The organism is Myroides sp. LJL119 (assembly GCF_054871605.1).
On the sequence record NZ_JBTXLO010000002.1, the window covers coordinates 218258 to 236026 of the forward strand.

At 32.7% G+C, this 17769-nt stretch carries 11 protein-coding genes and 1 tRNA gene; 10 read left to right on the forward strand and 2 right to left on the reverse strand.

The genetic code is table 11. From position 1 onward, the window contains the following. Positions 1–215 precede the first annotated feature (215 nt). From ACYSNV_RS03950 to ACYSNV_RS03985, 8 genes are all read left to right on the forward strand, one after another. Positions 216–3692, forward strand: coding sequence for a hypothetical protein (locus tag ACYSNV_RS03950; RefSeq protein ID WP_461761265.1), 3477 nt, complete (start codon positions 216–218; stop codon positions 3690–3692). A gap of 24 nt (positions 3693–3716) precedes the next feature. Next, positions 3717–6128 carry a hypothetical protein gene (locus tag ACYSNV_RS03955; RefSeq protein WP_461761266.1) on the forward strand — a complete coding sequence of 804 codons (2412 nt, stop codon included), beginning with the start codon at positions 3717–3719 and terminating at the stop codon, positions 6126–6128. A gap of 106 nt (positions 6129–6234) precedes the next feature. Next, positions 6235–7536: a gliding motility-associated C-terminal domain-containing protein gene (locus ACYSNV_RS03960; protein WP_461761267.1), complete on the forward strand. Its 1302-nt coding sequence runs from the start codon at positions 6235–6237 to the stop codon at positions 7534–7536. A 10-nt stretch (positions 7537–7546) separates the two neighbouring features. After that, positions 7547–8479 (forward strand): PorP/SprF family type IX secretion system membrane protein, encoded by a 933-nt coding sequence (locus ACYSNV_RS03965; protein WP_461761268.1) that lies wholly within the window; start codon positions 7547–7549, stop codon positions 8477–8479. 12 nt (positions 8480–8491) lie between these two features. After that, positions 8492–10447, forward strand: coding sequence for an OmpA family protein (locus ACYSNV_RS03970; protein WP_461761269.1), 1956 nt, complete (start codon positions 8492–8494; stop codon positions 10445–10447). Positions 10448–11067: 620 nt separating this feature from the next. Next, positions 11068–12084, forward strand: a complete 1017-nt coding sequence (locus ACYSNV_RS03975; protein ID WP_461761270.1) for a DUF6268 family outer membrane beta-barrel protein — start codon at positions 11068–11070, stop codon at positions 12082–12084. 68 nt (positions 12085–12152) lie between these two features. Further along, a complete protein-coding gene (locus ACYSNV_RS03980) occupies positions 12153–13223 on the forward strand; it encodes a sensor histidine kinase (protein ID WP_461761271.1) in 1071 nt (356 codons plus the stop codon). Further along, positions 13220–13921, forward strand: coding sequence for a LytR/AlgR family response regulator transcription factor (locus tag ACYSNV_RS03985; RefSeq protein ID WP_461761272.1), 702 nt, complete (start codon positions 13220–13222; stop codon positions 13919–13921). Before ACYSNV_RS03980 ends, ACYSNV_RS03985 begins: the two co-directional genes overlap by 4 nt. A gap of 209 nt (positions 13922–14130) precedes the next feature. On the opposite strand, the gene trxB is transcribed toward ACYSNV_RS03985, so the two are convergent. Both trxB and ACYSNV_RS03995 read right to left on the reverse strand, forming a co-directional pair. Next, a complete protein-coding gene (trxB, locus tag ACYSNV_RS03990) occupies positions 14131–15075 on the reverse strand; it encodes a thioredoxin-disulfide reductase (RefSeq protein ID WP_461761273.1) in 945 nt (314 codons plus the stop codon). Positions 15076–15225: 150 nt separating this feature from the next. Further along, positions 15226–15642 carry an EamA family transporter gene (locus ACYSNV_RS03995; RefSeq protein WP_461761274.1) on the reverse strand — a complete coding sequence of 139 codons (417 nt, stop codon included), beginning with the start codon at positions 15640–15642 and terminating at the stop codon, positions 15226–15228. Between the two features lie 450 nt (positions 15643–16092). On the opposite strand from ACYSNV_RS03995, the gene ACYSNV_RS04000 reads away from it, so the two are divergent. Both ACYSNV_RS04000 and ACYSNV_RS04005 read left to right on the forward strand, forming a co-directional pair. Continuing rightward, positions 16093–16167 (forward strand) — tRNA-Pro (locus tag ACYSNV_RS04000). Between the two features lie 296 nt (positions 16168–16463). Then, positions 16464–17714 (forward strand): site-specific integrase, encoded by a 1251-nt coding sequence (locus ACYSNV_RS04005; RefSeq protein ID WP_461761275.1) that lies wholly within the window; start codon positions 16464–16466, stop codon positions 17712–17714. The last annotated feature ends 55 nt before the right edge of the window (positions 17715–17769 follow it).

Sequence of the window (17769 nt, forward strand, 5' to 3'; positions counted from 1 at the left end):
TTTTTGTTTCAATTTAAATAAGGAAACCTTTTATATCTATGACACTACTCCACCCCCCCCCATTATTTTTTTAGAGTATTTATTTTTTGAAAAAATTTTTATAAAGAATTAAAATTTATAGTAAAAATCTTTTAGAGATAAAGGTTTTTAAAAGTGTGATAACAATTGTAGAAAATTTGTTTTAATAGGAGGAGCACCTTCTTAATATGTAAAAAATGATTAAAAAAATTATTCCTGTAGTAGCTATTTTTTTTAGTGTTTATAGTTACGCACAATTGGGAGTTGGAACGCGACTTCCTAAAAGTTCTGCTTTATTGGAGGTGAAATCAAGTGAACAAGGAGTTCTTTTGCCTCGAGTAACTTTACAAGGTCTTGATGTTGCATCTCCTATTAAAGGCGAGATAGTTGAGAGTTTATTAGTTTATAATTTGCCTGGCGGGAATTTACCAGCAGGTTTTTATTATTGGTCTGAGACTGGTTGGTTAAAGTTATTGAGTGGAGAAAGTATAGTAGATACTACTAATAAATCTTTTACCTTAACTGATGATAAACTGATTATAACTGACAGTAGTGGTAATACCGTAGAATTAGGTGTAGAAGAAATAGCTACCAATAGTACTTTTGTAACTAAGCTAGCTCAAAATAATGAGTTTATAACTTATTTAGGTGATAATATAGATTTTGTAAATCAAATCACAGAGAATAATGAGTTTATAGAAAATATCGTAAATAAATTAACAGGTACTTATGGAAACGTAGGTTACGATTCCGTTAGCAAGGAGTTATACTACTTTGATAGTGAAGGAAATCGAGTAGCTGTTAATTGGAGTGATTTAGATACTACAAACGTTTCTTTTGACTTAGAAGATGATCTATTAACAATAACAGATAGTAAAGGATCTAAGGTAACTTTAGGTGTAGAAGAAATAGCTACCAATAGCACTTTTGTAACAAAGTTGGCTAATAACAATGAGTTTATAACTCAGTTAGGTGATAATATAGATTTTATAAATCAAATCACAGAGAATAATGAGTTTATAGAAAATATCGTAAATAAGTTAACAGGAACTTATGGAAACGTAGGTTACGATTCAGCTAGCAAAGAGTTATACTACTTTGATAGTGAGGGAAATCGTGTAGCTGTTAATTGGAGTGATTTAGATACTACAAACGTTTCTTTTGACTTAGAAAACGATCTATTAACGATAACAGATAGTAAAGGATCTAAGGTAACTTTAAGTGTAGAAGAAATAGCTACCAATAGCACTTTTGTAACAAAGTTGGCTCAAAATAATGAGTTTATAACCAATTTGGTTGAGAACAATGAGTTTATAACTCAGTTAGGTGATAATATAGATTTTGTAAATCAAATCACAGAGAATAATGAGTTTATAGAAAATATCGTAAATAAATTAACAGGAACTTACGGAAACGTAGGTTACGATTCCGTTAGCAAGGAGTTATACTACTTTGATAGTGAAGGAAATCGAGTAGCTGTTGATTGGAGTGATTTAGATACTACAAACGTTTCTTTTGACTTAGAAGATGATCTATTAACAATAACAGATAGTAAAGGATCTAAGGTAACTTTAGGTGTAGAAGAAATAGCTACCAATAGCACTTTTGTAACAAAGTTGGCTAATAACAATGAGTTTATAACTCAGTTAGGTGATAATATAGATTTTGTAAATCAAATCACAGAGAATAATGAGTTTATAGAAAATATCGTAAATAAATTAACAGGTACTTACGGAAACGTAGGTTACGATTCCGTAAGCAAGGAGTTATACTACTTTGATAGTGAAGGAAATCGAGTAGCTGTTAATTGGAGTGATTTAGATACTACAAACGTTTCTTTTGACTTAGAAGATGATCTATTAACAATAACAGATAGTAAAGGATCTAAGGTAACTTTAGGTGTAGAAGAAATAGCTACCAATAGCACTTTTGTAACAAAGTTGGCTCAAAATAATGAGTTTATAACCAATTTGGTTGAGAACAATGAGTTTATAACTCAGTTAGGTGATAATATAGATTTTGTAAATCAAATCACAGAGAATAATGAGTTTATAGAAAATATCGTAAATAAATTAACAGGAACTTACGGAAACGTAGGTTACGATTCCGTTAGCAAGGAGTTATACTACTTTGATAGTGAAGGAAATCGAGTAGCTGTTGATTGGAGTGATTTAGATACTACAAACGTTTCTTTTGACTTAGAAGATGATCTATTAACAATAACAGATAGTAAAGGATCTAAGGTAACTTTAAGTGTAGAAGAAATAGCTACCAATAGCACTTTTGTAACAAAGTTGGCTAATAACAATGAGTTTACAACTCAGTTAGGTGATAATATAGATTTTGTAAATCAAATCACAGAGAATAATGAGTTTATAGAAAATATCGTAAATAAATTAACAGGAACTTATGGAAACGTAGGTTACGATTCCGTTAGCAAGGAGTTATACTACTTTGATAGTGAGGGAAATCGTGTAGCTGTTGATTGGAGTGATTTAGATACTACAAACGTTTCTTTTGACTTAGAAAACGATCTATTAACGATAACAGATAGTAAAGGATCTAAGGTAACTTTAGGGGTAGAGGAAATAGCTGGAAATAACACTTTTGTAACCAAACTAGTTAATAACAACGAATTTATTGAAAATATTACCAATCAGTTAACAGAAAAATATGGTAATGTTGGGTATGATACAGTAAATAATGAGTTTTACTACTTAGATGAAAATGGTGATAAACAAACCATCGATTTACAAGATGCAGTAAAATTGTACCAAACTCTAACAAGTTTAGAGAATGTAGTAACGCAAGAAGTAGATGAATACGGGCAAGAGATTGATGTGTATACCTTGACTTATAAGGATGAAAATGGAAACTCAAATCCAATTGATATCAATGTGTTGGTTAAAGGAAGTGAGACGTTAACTTCTTTAACTTATGATCCGATTGAACATACATTACTGTATGTAGATGAAGAAGGTAACGAGTCAAACTTTAAGTTAACGGACTTAGTTGGCGATTCACAATCTTTGACTAAGTTAGAATTTGACCCAGCAACTAATAGTCTGTTGTTTACAGATGAAAATAATAATATTCATACACTAGAATTAGATTCTATAAATAAACATCCGTGGTACGATTCAAGTACAAAAAAACCAGCACTAGTTAATACAGCGAACATTTATACAAATGGTTGGGTAGGAATAGGATATAGTGAGCCTTCGGGTGCACCAAACGAGCGATTACGCGTTAATGGTAGTATTACAGCTGTTAATAGTTACTATGCGGACTACGTGTTTGAAAAATATTTTGATGGATTCTCTTCTTTAAAATATGATTATGATTTCAAAACCTTAGATGCCGTAGCGGATTACATCAAAGAAAATAGACATTTGCCAGGTGTAACACCTATACACCAGCTAGCTAAACTCGAGGAAGGATATGCTTTTAATGTTTCAGAACTATCGATTCAATTATTAGAAAAAACAGAGGAATTGTATTTACATATCATTGATCAAAACAATCAAATAGAGCAAATTAGTAATGATAGTGAGTTGAAAGCTTTGCAGTTAAAGGAAAAAGAACTTCGAATTGATGAACTTGAGAAAGCCAATGAACAAGTGCAACAAAAAATTGAGCGATTAGAACAGATGCTTTTCCAGTTCATGCAGTAAACTAACTAATTTAAATAAAGAATTATGTATAAAAATACAAATATTTACAAGAAAATGAAATCTTGGATTTCTTTACTATTAATATTATTGTTGGGGACCTTTTCAACAATAGCCCAAACCCATATGACTAAGATTAAAGATGGAACCATATCAGGGACTGTGGCAACGCCAAGTTTAGGATCCATTTTAGAGTTAGAAAGTGTTAACAAAGGGTTTTTAACGCCTCGATTAACCACCCAACAACGCGATGCTATTGATCCATTACACCGTACCGATGGATTGTTGATTTTCAATAGAACCACTGGATGTTTTAATTATTGGAGTACAGCCCAAGATAATTGGCTAAGTATCTGTGGTACCCCACCACCAGCGGTCTTTGAAATCACTGCATCGCAGTGTGATGCTTTAGTTGTAAATGGAGCCTATCAACAAGGAGAATTTCTTACAGGGGCTAATTATTTAACAATTCCAGTTACAGTAAATCAAGCAGGTAGTTATGAGTTAATAGCTACAACAACAAATGGGTATTATTTTTCAACAGAAGGAGTATTCCCTTTAGCGGGTAATTATACGCTTATTCTAACGGGTGTTGGAACACCAAATAGGGGATATAATCCTGGTGAACTAGGTGATAATTTGACTATTACTTTAAACAACAGACCCTCTACCTGTATGAATAAATATGTATTTGTTGAAAAAGCTGCTGTAGATTATACGATTAACTGTAGTTCTATAGAAGCCTTAGGACAATATTATGTTGGAAAAGCTGTGGATAATACCAATAAACTTAAAGTACAAGTGAATGTAAGTGCAATGGGATATTGGAATATATCAACAAATACAGTAAATGGATACTCTTTTACTGGGTCGGGAACATTTACCTCCACCGGGGTGCAAACCATCGAATTGTTAGCAACAGGTACTCCAACTAATTCAGGAACAAATTTATTTAATTTATCAGCCAATGCCAATACACTTGCAAATTGTTCAGCAATTCCTGTTACAGTTCAATCTATAGCTTATAGTGTTGATTGTTCTAGTGCAATTGTCAATGGAGTATTTAAACAAGATGAACCAGTAAAAGATTCTAATTTTGTTACCTTAAATGTAGATGTTCAAGCTACGGGGAATACTACTATTCAGACCAATACCGTTGGTGGAGTTTACTTCTCTTCGGGGCCACTTTCTTTTGATGAACTTGGAGTTAAACAAGTTGTTTTAAGAGCTGTAGGGACCCCTGTGGTTGCTGGAAAAAACACGTATACTTTAAATCAAGCCACGGGATTGGTTAATAGTTGCTCTTTTGATATTGAAGTTGAAAAACAACCAGTATCTTATAGTCTAACGTGTAGTTCTATTGTTGTGGGGGGTAGTTATGCACCAAGCATTATCATGAATGATAACAACACAATTACATTAAATGTAAATGTTGATTACGCTGGGGATTATAATATTTCTACCAATCAGGTAAACGGGGTGAGCTTTAAGGCTAGTGGTACCTTTACTAGTACAGGATTACAACAAGTTATTTTAAAAGCTAGTGGTACACCTATAAATGGAGGTCAACATAGATTCACACTTACAGGAAATAGCACCACTGGATCTGCTAATCTTTGTAACGTGAATATTGATTTTAGATTTAGAACAATGAATATTTTAGGTCTTGGAGGTGGTACTTACCAACCTGGTACAGCTAGTAACACCCAATCGACTAGAGCAATACTTCAGTCTTTAAATAACTTTGGTCCCAATGGTAAAGTAAAAGTAGATGGAATATCTATAATTAATGGTCGAACTAGTCAAGGTAATGCCCTTAGAAATTTAATTAACACTAATAAGATTGACATTATTGTAATTGGTTATAACTACTTACCAAGTGCAGCTTCTATTGCAATTTTAGAGGATTTTGTTAAAACTAAAAAAGGTGTATTAATTCATTCTCAAGAAAATGATGCAACAGGTGCAAAGAATATGATTAATGCTATAGCATATTCTGCTTCAACAGCAGTAGCTGGAACAGGAACTACTTATATTAACCCTATTTTAAATATTGACAATGTATTATTAACTGGTCCATTTGGAGATATTAAAGGATTAGCAACTGGAAGTGACGTAAATAATTCCTATTATGTAACGGGATATTCTAATGAATTTACAAGTTTAGCACATCAAGAAGGAAATACTTCTCGATCATGGATGTTAATGCATAATACTCTAGGATATGTTTATATCGGTGATTCGGGTTGGACTGCAGGTGATGCTAAAAATAGTTCAAAAACTATATGGCCTGCTGCAATGACTGCTGGAGCAACACCGATTAGTAAAAATTACAATCGTGATGTCGTAGTATACAATAGTATTTTATATGCCAATACAATGACTTGGGCTATTAAATATGCGCAAGAACATATTGATGTTAATTATAACGTGAAATAATTCTAAAGCCAATGAGTTTAGTTTGCGCTAAACTCATTGCTTTATCTAAAAGAATTCAATTACAATTAGAAATTGAATTGAGTACTAATTTTATTCACTCAAATAGATGAAAATTAAAGTAATACAAACTAGCCTATTGCTATTATTAGGTAATGTTTTATATAGTCAAGAACCTCTAGAAATTGTAAATTTTGGGGAAATGACGGTTTCTCCAAACACTTTAGTATCCGTGTTAGGGAATTTTGAGAATACCCAAACAGGCCATGTAGTTAGTGATGGTACCATGATTTATTTCGATGACTTTACCAATGATGGCTATTATGGTACTAATAGTAATAATACAAGTTCTACTACTATTTTTACCATTAAGGATCAATCCTTAACCCCAAAGCAAATTAAAGGAAATCAAATAGCTTCATTTCACAATGTAACCTTTGATAGTTCGGTTAAAAATGTAGCTTTTGATCTACGTAATAATATCGATGCACAAGGAATGGTTGATTTTCAAAACGGAATTGTTCAAGTTGATTCAACCATTAACCCTTTAACAAAGGTTTCCTATGGGATGTTCACCTTTAAAAAAGGAGCAAAGGCTTTTAATACTAGTGATAATTCACATATTCAAGGAGCAATAGAAAAGATAGGTAATGAGGATTTTGTTTACCCAAGCGGGCACAAGCAACATTATCGATCGGTTGGTATCTCAGGTTCACAAAACCCATCGGATGTGTTTGTGGGACAATATGTATATCAGGATACGGCCTTTTTTAAGACTCGTGTAAATAGTGTCGGGGTAATAAATAAAATCAACGATCAAGAATATTGGATTATTGATAAAGGAAATAATAAACAAAGCGATGTCTTGTTGCATTTAACTTGGGATGAATCAACTACATCGAAAGATGTATTGGCCAATGGGCAAGAGGATTTACATATTGTACGTTGGGATGCTAAACAGCAAATCTGGGTTGATGAAGGAGGTGTTGTGGATATAGCAAACAAACAAGTAAGTACTATTGGAACGGTAAAGGGATATGGTATTTTTACTTTAGCCACCGTTAAAAAAGATTGGATGCAGGATGGTAATGTTGTGATTTATAATTTAGTAACTCCAAATGGGGATGGTAAAAATGATTATTTTATCATTGATAATATTAATAATTATCCAAATAAAGTAGAGATTTTTAACCGTTGGGGAACTCGTGTTTTTGAGACCACTAATTATGATCCAAACGGTGATGGAAGCACCAATGTCTTCCAAGGATACTCACAAGGAAAAGTAACATTGAATAAAAATACGAAACTTCCTAGTGGAACATATTATTATGTTATTACCTATCAATACCAAGATGACAATGGAACCAGAATGATAAAAAAGGCGGCCAACTTACATCTTGAAACCAATTAAACCCCATCTAATGAATATAAAAACAATAATTAGGCAGTTATTCATGTGGTGCCTTGTAATTGTTAGTGTTAATCAAGCACTGGCACAACAAGACCCGCAATATGTGCAGTATATGTATAATCCGGCGGCAGTAAACCCTGGATATGCAGCAAGTGTAAATAATCTACAAATCTTTGGACTGTATCGCAATCAATGGGTAGGATTGCAAGGCGCACCTACAACGGCATATCTCTCTGGAATTATACCCTTGAGTGACAATGGGCTTGGAATGGGAGTTCACTTTAAAAACGATCAATTAGGGGTAATGCAAAAAAATAGTCTCTCTATTGATATGGCCTATACCATTAATTTAGATCACCAGTATAAATTAGCTTTTGGTTTAAAGGCCACAGCAGATTTGTTGGATGTAAATTATGACAAATTATTTATTTATGACCAAACAGATCCTATTTCCCAAAGTAATATAAGCAATAAGTTCTCTCCCAATATTGGCGCGGGTGTGTATCTGTACTCGGATAGGGCTTATTTGGGGTTGTCTGTACCTATGATTTTATCAAGTGATATTTACAATGATAATAACTATAAGCTTGTGAAAAATAAAGCCCATTTTTATGCCATGGCTGGTTATGTGTTTGATGTAAGTCAACAGGTACAATTCAAGCCTGCAGCTTTGGCCAAAGTGGTAACAGGGGCGCCGTTACAGGTAGATTTAACAGCAAATTTCATGTTCGTAAATAAACTAACCTTGGGAGTTGGATACCGTTGGGATTCGTCGGTGAGTGGTTTAGTAGGATTTCAGTTATCCAATGAGTTGTTTATCGGGTATAGCTATGATGCAGATACCAGTAAATTGGCCCATTATAACTCTGGCTCACATGAGATTTTTGTAAAATTTGAATTATTTAGTAACAACAAAAGAAAGGTAGCTCCTCGCTTTTTCTAAAAACTAGCAAATATGGTTAGAAATTATATAACTAAACTTGCGATGCTTTGTTTGTTGTTATCCAGTTTATGGAGCATGGCACAAATTAAAAAGCAGCGTAAGGCAGATCACAACTTTGATACCTATGCTTATGTAGATGCAATTAAAATTTATCAAGACATGATTGACAAGGGACAAGTTAGTGCATCTATCTTAAGTAATTTAGCGGATGCTTATTATTTTAATGGCAAGTATCAACAGGCTTTTAAATGGTATGATGAATTGTTTGAGGGTTCCTATCAGGATAAAAATGTAATGCTTTTAGATAAAGAGTATTATTTTAGATATGCCCAAAGCTTAAAGGCGATGAATTATCTAACAAAAGCCGATCAAATATTACAGGAATTCGCCCAAGAGAAAAGCTCGGATTCTAGAGGGAAATTTTTCATTACTTATCCCAAATTAGTAGAGCAAACCACAGGAGCCTCTCGTTTTACTTTATCCAACTTATCATTCAATAGTGAGCTTGGAGATTATGGGGCTACTTTATTGGGTGATCGTTTGATTTTTACCTCTTCTCGAGATAATAAACAAATGAAAAATAAGATTCACAGTTGGACAAATCAGTATTTCACCAAATTGTATGCTACTAATATATTACAAGACGGTAGTTTTAGTGAACCAGAGTTATTTGCAAAAGAGCTTTCTTCTAAGCAACTAAATATTGGATCGGCTATTTTTACAAAAGATGGAAATACGATGTATTTTAATAGTAATAATGGTTCAACCACAGGTAGTAAACGTGCACAATATAATCAAGATGAATCGTCCTTATTAAAAATTTATAAATCGCAAAAACAACCCGATGGGAGTTGGGGTACAGCCCAAGAGTTACCTTTTAATTTACCGGGGTATAATACGGCTCATCCGGCTTTGACCCCCGATGAGAAATGGTTGTACTTTAGCTCGGATCGTCAGGGAACTTTGGGTCAATCCGATTTATTTAGAGTGGCTATTTATGAAACGGGCCGTTTTGGTCAAGTCGAACATTTATCCGACAAGATCAATACCGAAGGGCGTGAGTCGTTTGCTTTTATCTCCAGTGATAACTTTTTGTATTTTTCCAGTGATGGGCATCCTGGATTTGGAGGATTGGATTTGTTTAAGTCATTTATAAGTTCCGATAATCAATTAGGTGAACCAGTAAACTTAGGGCCAGATATCAATAGTGCTTTTGACGATTTTGCTATCTATATAGACCCTGTAGCAAACAAGGGATTTGTGAGTTCGAATAAACCAGGAGCTAAAGGCACGGATGATATTTATTTGTTTATCGAGCAAACATGTTATCAAACTTTAGAGGGTATGGTAATCGATGTGGATTCAAATGAAGGTATTTCACAGGTGGAGCTGGCAATTTATGACAAGAAAAACAAGCTTGTCGAAAATGTTTTTACCGATCAACAGGGACTTTACAAAGCCCAAAAACTTTTATGCGGTCAACACTATACAGTGAAGGTTAATAAACAAAAGTACTTCTCTAAAGAATTTGTTGTTGATGTTAATCGCGATATTAGTCAAAGGGTAGATGTACAAATGGAGTTAATTCAAAAAGGAGATGATTTATTTAAGAAGTTAAAATTAGATCCTATTCATTTTGATTTTGATTCCGATAAGATACGCAGTGATGCGCAAGTAGAATTGCAAAAGGTAGTGGATTTAATGCTACAACACCCAAGTATGAAGGTAGATGTTCGTTCACATACCGATAGTCAAGGAGAAGATGCTTATAATATGAAGTTATCTGAGCGTCGAGCCAAGTCCACAATCCAGTGGATGATTAGTAAAGGAGTAAACCCAGGGAGATTAACCGGTAGAGGATATGGTGAAACGCAACTGGTGAATTCTTGTGAAAATAATGTGGATTGTAGTGATCAACAACATCAAGAAAACAGACGAAGTGAGTTTATTATTATCCAGTTAGAGTAAGTATTTAAACCAACATAAAGAGTTGTAAAAATAGGATTAGTTTTTAAAAAGCGGGTGTTTTTCATAACATCCGCTTTTTATGTGTTTACTAACACCTAGGTAAGACAACTTGTTATAAATAGACGAATTTGCTTACTTATATAAATTAAACTTTGTTTATTTTTTTTTGCCGGTTTGAAGTAATCTGTAAATTCCGGATGTTTTAAACAAAGGGTAGGATATAAAAACAAATGTAGATAAAGGGTCTTTGAAATAAAAAAGGTAAAAAACAACCTAAAAAAAAGGTGTTAATTTTTTAGCTTTATTATAATAAAAGCTATTATTGGTAAATAACTTGGAGTAACAAAAAAAAAGCACTTTTGGTGATGCTAAAAAAGTATATTACAATTTAAATTACTGGAAGTTTTTTTGTAGAATTCGCTATACAAGATGGTGTTTTGTAGTTAATGAAAATGGTTTGTATAATAAACTACGCATTTGGTATAATAATAAAAGGTAAGCCATTTATTCTTGCTTTATTTACACCTTAGAAGGTTAATCAGGTATGTTGTGATAAGATAAATTTGATTAAATTTATTTATATTAGAATCAGCCTTGCCATAAAAAAAAGAAAATTATTTATGATTAAAAAGTCGATGTTTTTAATAGGTAGTCTTTTACTGTCTATTAATTGCTTCTCGCAAGAACAAAAAGTATCTGAAAGATCCAAAGATAGTATTAGTGCACCTCGACAAGTGGCTAGTTACGCAGCAGATAAATTCACTATAATACGACCTTTGAATATTGAATTTACAAGTCCCTCTCCATACAAGTATAAAACAGACAAAGGTATGGATATATTAGACCGTGGTAAGGTTAATAGATTTCAACAGATTAAAGTTACAGCTACGGCTACTTTTGTAAAGAAAAGAAATTACGGTCTTGGAGTCACCCTGGGATATAAAAATACAGATTTGGATTTAAAACCAAACCAACCTAATTTAAATAAATCAAACTTACTCTCGAATAATTATCACTACTTTTTTACCTCTTTTAACTTTGCCTATTTCTCTAGCTTGTTTGGTAAAAGGGTTGTTTACTCGGCAAGTGCTGTTGTGGAGGGGAGTGATAAGCATTTTGAAAACATTAAGGGAATTATATCGGGTGTCATTGTATTGAAAAGTAGTCCAAAAAGCGTACTTAGTGTGGGGTTACTTGGTAATATTGATGTAAACACCCAGGTACCTGTTTTGCCCATTGTAACCTATGAGGTGAAATTCAATAAAGGATTTGTTTTTGATGCAACTTTACCCAAGAGTATTTATCTTAGGAAAAATACCTTTTCGGCTGGAAGAATTTCTTTGGGAAGTGAAATGGATCTAAGCTCGTTTTATTTGTATAATTTTGACAACACAAACAAAACCTACCTATACCGCCAAGTAGAGATAAATTCAGGCTTGGTTTATGAATATGCCCTAGGGGATTTTGTATTAACAGCTAAAGGTGGGCTTAAAGTCACTCCAAGTGCAAGAATATTTGAAAAACATGAGTCTTTTAATGATGCAGTTGTTGAGTTAAAACCTGATCCAACGTTTTATTTTAACGTAGGTATTTCATTTAATCCATTTACCTTGTTGAAAAAAAGAGAATTAGATTAAAGCCATGTTATTTGGATTTTTAATAAAAATAGGGTGGTTAGTAGGTAAGTAGTAAGTTTTACAGGTCTATGGGAAAAAAAGATATTAACAACGGATTTATTATAAGCTTTTTAATTTCTAAACGCTTACGATTAATACGACATGCTTTTTTCTTAATTGCTTTTTTTTTCCTTTTATACCTTGGGGAGTTCTTTAATGAGTTTCCTAGAAATATAGCCTATTGTGTTATTTTTCTTATTTATGGTATTTTTATAGGCATGTTTTATTTTAATATGTATGTATTAATACCTGTTTTTTTATTTAAAAATAGATACATACTATATTCTATATCACTAATTCTTCTTGTTTTATTGGGGATAAATGCAATAGAATGGTTTTTTGATAATTATTTTAATGAACATCGCCTTGTTGCCATAAGCTCATTAAGAAAATCAAAAGTCAATTATTCGATAATTCTTATTTGCGCTTCTTTTATTTCATTGTCAACAACCATAAAGCTTCTCCAGTATTGGATAAGAGATAAAGAGCGTATAGTGGAGTTAAAAAGCTTAACTTACTCCATGGAGCTAAATGCATTAAGAAATCAGGTGAGTCCTCATTTTTTGTTCAATATGCTTAATAATGTCAAGGCTCTTATTCGAACACAACCCGAATTGGCTACCACGGTGCTTATTAAACTTTCGGAGTTTTTAAGGTACCAGCTCTATGAAAGCAATCGCGATAGGGTTTTGCTGTCTCGTGAAATTGAGTTTATTTTAAATTTCTTAAATTTAGAAAAAATCCGAAAAGATAATTTATTAATTGACTTTAACTGTAAAATAAGTGATAATCGTATAAAATCACTTTTCATACCCTCTGGTTTATTTACCGTTTTTGTAGAGAATGCGATCAAATATAGTTTTGATATTCATGAACAGATCAGTTATATAAAAATTGATATAAGCATAAGCAATGATAAGTTAATCTTTAAGTGTGTTAATTCAAAAAGTAAGGACTTTTTATTATATAAAAATAAAAGTGGTGGACTTGGCTTATGCAATATAAAAAGGCGTTTAGAGTTATTATATTCTGGCAAACAGGACTTGGAGATAATAAGTAAAGAAAATCAGTTTATTGTAAATTTGACAATCCCATTATGAATTGTATTGTTGTAGATGACGAGCCTTTGGCCAGAAAAGAGATGGAGGCTTTAATTAATGAGGTCTGTGATCTTGAAATTCTAGGAAGTTTTTCCAATGCCTTTACAGCAAAAGAATTTTTGGAACAAAACCAAGTGGATTTGGTTTTCTTAGACATTGAAATGCCTTTTTTTACAGGATTGGAATTCGCTGCTGTTATTCCAAGAACTACCCTTGTGATTTTTACAACAGCCTATGTACATTATGCCTATGAGAGCTATGATGTAGATGCAGTGGATTATTTATTAAAACCAGTTAATAAATCTCGTTTAATTAAAGCCATTAATAAAGCTACTTCCATTGCACAGTTACAACAACAACCAACTAGGGATAGTTTTTCACAAGACGATCAAGACTTTATTTGGATTAAATCCCAACGTCGAAATTTTAAAGTGAATTTAAATCAAATTCTTTTCATTGAAGGGTTAAAGGATTATGTTGTTATACATACTTTGGAATCAAAATTAATTACGGCTTTAAATTTAAAAACCATCCATAAAAAATTAAATAAAGCGTTATTTTTACGAGTTAGTAAATCTTATATTGTAAATACCAACCATATTGATTCTTTTAATAACCACAGTTTGTTTATAAACAAAGTGGAGATTCCCTTGGGTGAGGTTTATAAAAAAGATTTCTTTCTTGCTTATTATAAGTAGTTATACTCCCAAGCACAGCTTTTTATATGGGTAGCCCATAGATTAGACTCTATGGATTTTATAGAATGAAAATCATAAAAAAGGCAAATTATTAATTCAAAACAATTTAGGTAAATTTCTAAGGTGTAGAAAAACTTAAGTAACACAAAAAAATCCCAGTTAAAACAACTGGGATTTTTATATTTAAAATTGTTATTTGTAAAACAACCTTATGATTTACTGGCTAAATAGCGCTCTGCATCTAAAGCAGCTGTACAACCACTACCAGCGGCTGTAATGGCTTGACGGTATTCAGAGTCTTGTACGTCTCCACAGGCAAATACTCCAGGAAGACTTGTTTTACTTGTTTTTCCACTAGTAATTAAATATCCTGTTTCATCCATCTGTAATTGTCCTTGGAAGATATCTGTGTTTGGTTTATGACCAATGGCTACAAAGAATCCTGTTGCTGGAATAACTTTTTCACTTTGTGTGGTTTTATCAAATACTTTTACACCAGTTACAACTTGACCATCTCCTAGTACATCAACTGTTTCTGTGTTCATTAGGATTTCAATATTTGGAGTGTTTCTAACTCTGTCTTCCATAATTTTAGAAGATCTAAATTTCTCGCTACGAACAAGCATAGTAACTTTTTTACAAAGTTGAGATAAGTAATGTGCTTCTTCACAAGCTGAATCACCAGCACCAACAATAACAACTTCTTGTTGTCTGTAAAAGAATCCATCACAAACCGCACAGGCTGAAACTCCACCGCCTAAATTTAAATAATGTTGCTCGGACTCTAATCCTAAATATTTAGCAGTAGCTCCTGTTGAGATAATTACAGTATCTGCATGAATCTCAAGGCTATCGTTAACCCATATTTTTTTCACATCTGCTTGTAACTCAGCCTTACTAACCCAACCATCGCGTATATCGGCGCCAAAGCGTTTGGCCTGTTCTTGAAATTGCATCATCATCTCCGGACCAGTGATTCCTTGAGGATATCCAGGGAAGTTCTCCACATCATTGGTAGTGGTTAATTGCCCACCGGGTTGCATTCCTTGGTATAAAACTGGATTCATATTTGCTCTAGCAGCATAAATAGCAGCTGTATATCCTGCAGGTCCTGAACCAATAATCAGACACTTTACTCTTTCTATATCAGACATAATTGTTTCTTTAATTGTTAACTGACACAAAAATAGTTTTTTTTAATCCTAAACAAAATAAGATGCTAAAGAAAAATTCAATAGTGAAATAATTAAAAAATATAAGTCTTAAAAAAAGGCGTGTATCTCACTTGACTATTCACATGAATTTTACTTAATAATCAACACCAGGGTACCACATAGAATTAAGCCTGCGCCAATTGCTGTTTTTAAAGACAGTGATTCCCCTAGAAAGGTAACAGCTAAGATAATGGTTAAAGCCACACTTAATTTATCAATAGCTGCAACTTGTGATACATTTCCTAATTGTATCGCTTTGAAATAAAAAATCCAAGAAAGGCCCGTTGCAATTCCTGATATAACTAAAAAGATTATATTTTGCTTGGACAGGGTGCTAATTCCCTTTGCTTCTCCTTTTGCCAGTACAATACACCAAATCATAATAAGCACAATAATTGTACGGATAGCCGTTGCCAAATTAGAATTAATATTAGATACACCTAGCTTGGCAAAAATTGCCGTTAGTGAGGCAAACAAAGCAGATAATAGGGCGTAGATAATCCACATAAAAAGTAATTTTAGTTTAATATTATTTTAAGCTAATTTAAAATCTCACTTGTTATTCAAGTTTGATTTTCCTTAAGCGAAAGTAAAATTATTTTACGGGTATTTAATCCTATAAAGGGAATAAAATATTTAGTAGAGTTTATGTTATAACTGATTTTATAAAAAGGTTTATTAGCCAGATTAGAATCAAATAGATTGTTTTTTTTGGCTTATTAAACAGCGAAATACAAATAAAACTAGTGTATCAAAGAAAAATTAAACAGCTGAGGTAGTGATAGGCTAAAATCTGTTGGATTTAATTGAGAAATGTTATTTATTGATTTACAGGTTTTTAAATGCTATTGATAAAAATAAAATAAAAATATATTCAAAAAACATCTATTTTTTATTGTTTTATTAAAAAGCTGTTGTATATTTGCACTCTCAAAACAACAAAATAGACCGATTAAACGGGGTGTAGCGTAGCCCGGTCATCGCGCCTGGTTTGGGACCAGGAGGTCGCAGGTTCGAATCCTGCCACCCCGACTTTTTCGACATAAAAATGTCTATAAATCCGTAAGTGTCAATTACTTACGGATTTTTTTATGTTTAAATATATCATAATAATCCATTGTAAATCAATCTAAATGTGAGCTATTAGGTGAGCTATTTTTAAAAGGTAAATTAGCTCACCGAATCGAGTTTAACTAATTGTTTTTCAATAAATTAAATTCATTATTTTAGTTTAATTCAGTGCTTTTTGGTCTTGTTTTAGTACTATTCAGGTGAGTTGTTTTTAAAACCATATCAAAACAGTTCGGTTAACATTAAAATAGATTGATATGAAAACAAAAAACACATTTGGAATACACTTCATTATACGTGTTTCTAATTCAAACAAAACAGTTCCATCCCTTATATACGCAAGGATAACGGTAAATGGACAACGAACAGAAATTTCTTTAAAACTAAAAATATCCCCTACTTCTTGGGATAACATTAAAGGAAAAAGTGAGGACACGGTTCGAATCAATGCACATATTGAGCGAGTACGTTCTCTCATTATAGATGCCTATCATCAATTAGTCCAACAAAAAAGAGTTGTCTCAATTGGAGCTGTTAAAAACATTTTTCTTGGACATGATGATACTGAATCATCACTTTTAAAGCTTATAGACTATCACAGAGAGATTGCTACAAGCAAATTAGCTTATGGTACACTAAGGAATTACTTCTCTACGGAAAAGTACCTTAAAAGCTATTTGCGTAAAGTACACAATCGAACTGACATCTATTTAAGCGAGATTAACTACAAATTTATCTTCGATTTTGAAAACTTCCTAAGAAACTGCAAACCTATTTACAAGCATCAACCATTAAATAACAATGGTATTATGAAACACATTGAAAGGTTTAAAAAGTTAATCAACTTAGCTATCACCATGGAATGGATGGAAAAAGATTCCTTTACCAAATATAAACTTCAATTTGAGAAGACAGAAAGAGGACACCTAACTAAATCTCAACTTGAAATCCTTGTAAACAAGAATTTTGCTATTGAAAGATTACAAGCTGTTCTTGATATGTTTTTGTTTAGTTGTTATACTGGCTTAGCTTATATAGACATCTTTTACTCAGTACCTCAAAATATAGCTAAAGGAAGTGATGGAAAAGATTGGATTATATCAAGTAGAGAGAAAACTAAAATACCTGTTAGAGTTCCACTATTACCTGAAGCTCTAGAGCTAATTGAAAAATACAAAGACCATCCAGTGGCTTTTGCCAAAGGCAAACTGTTTCCAGTTATTAGTAACCAACGAATGAATGGTTACTTAAAAGAGATTGCTATTATCTGTGAAATAGATAAGAACTTATCTTTCCACTTAGCCAGACATACCTTTGCTACAACCATTACACTAAAGAATGGCGTACCTATTGAGTCAGTGAGTAAGATGCTTGGGCATACGGCTATTAAAACAACTCAAATCTATGCGAAGGTATTAGAACATAAACTGGGCGAAGATATGAACAACTTAATAGAAAGAAGACTTCTTCAAGAAAATCACAAGTACAACTTTGAAGAGTCAAACTAAACCTCCCAAAGACAACAGAACTAAACCAGTGCATACAGATTGTTATTTAGGGTTA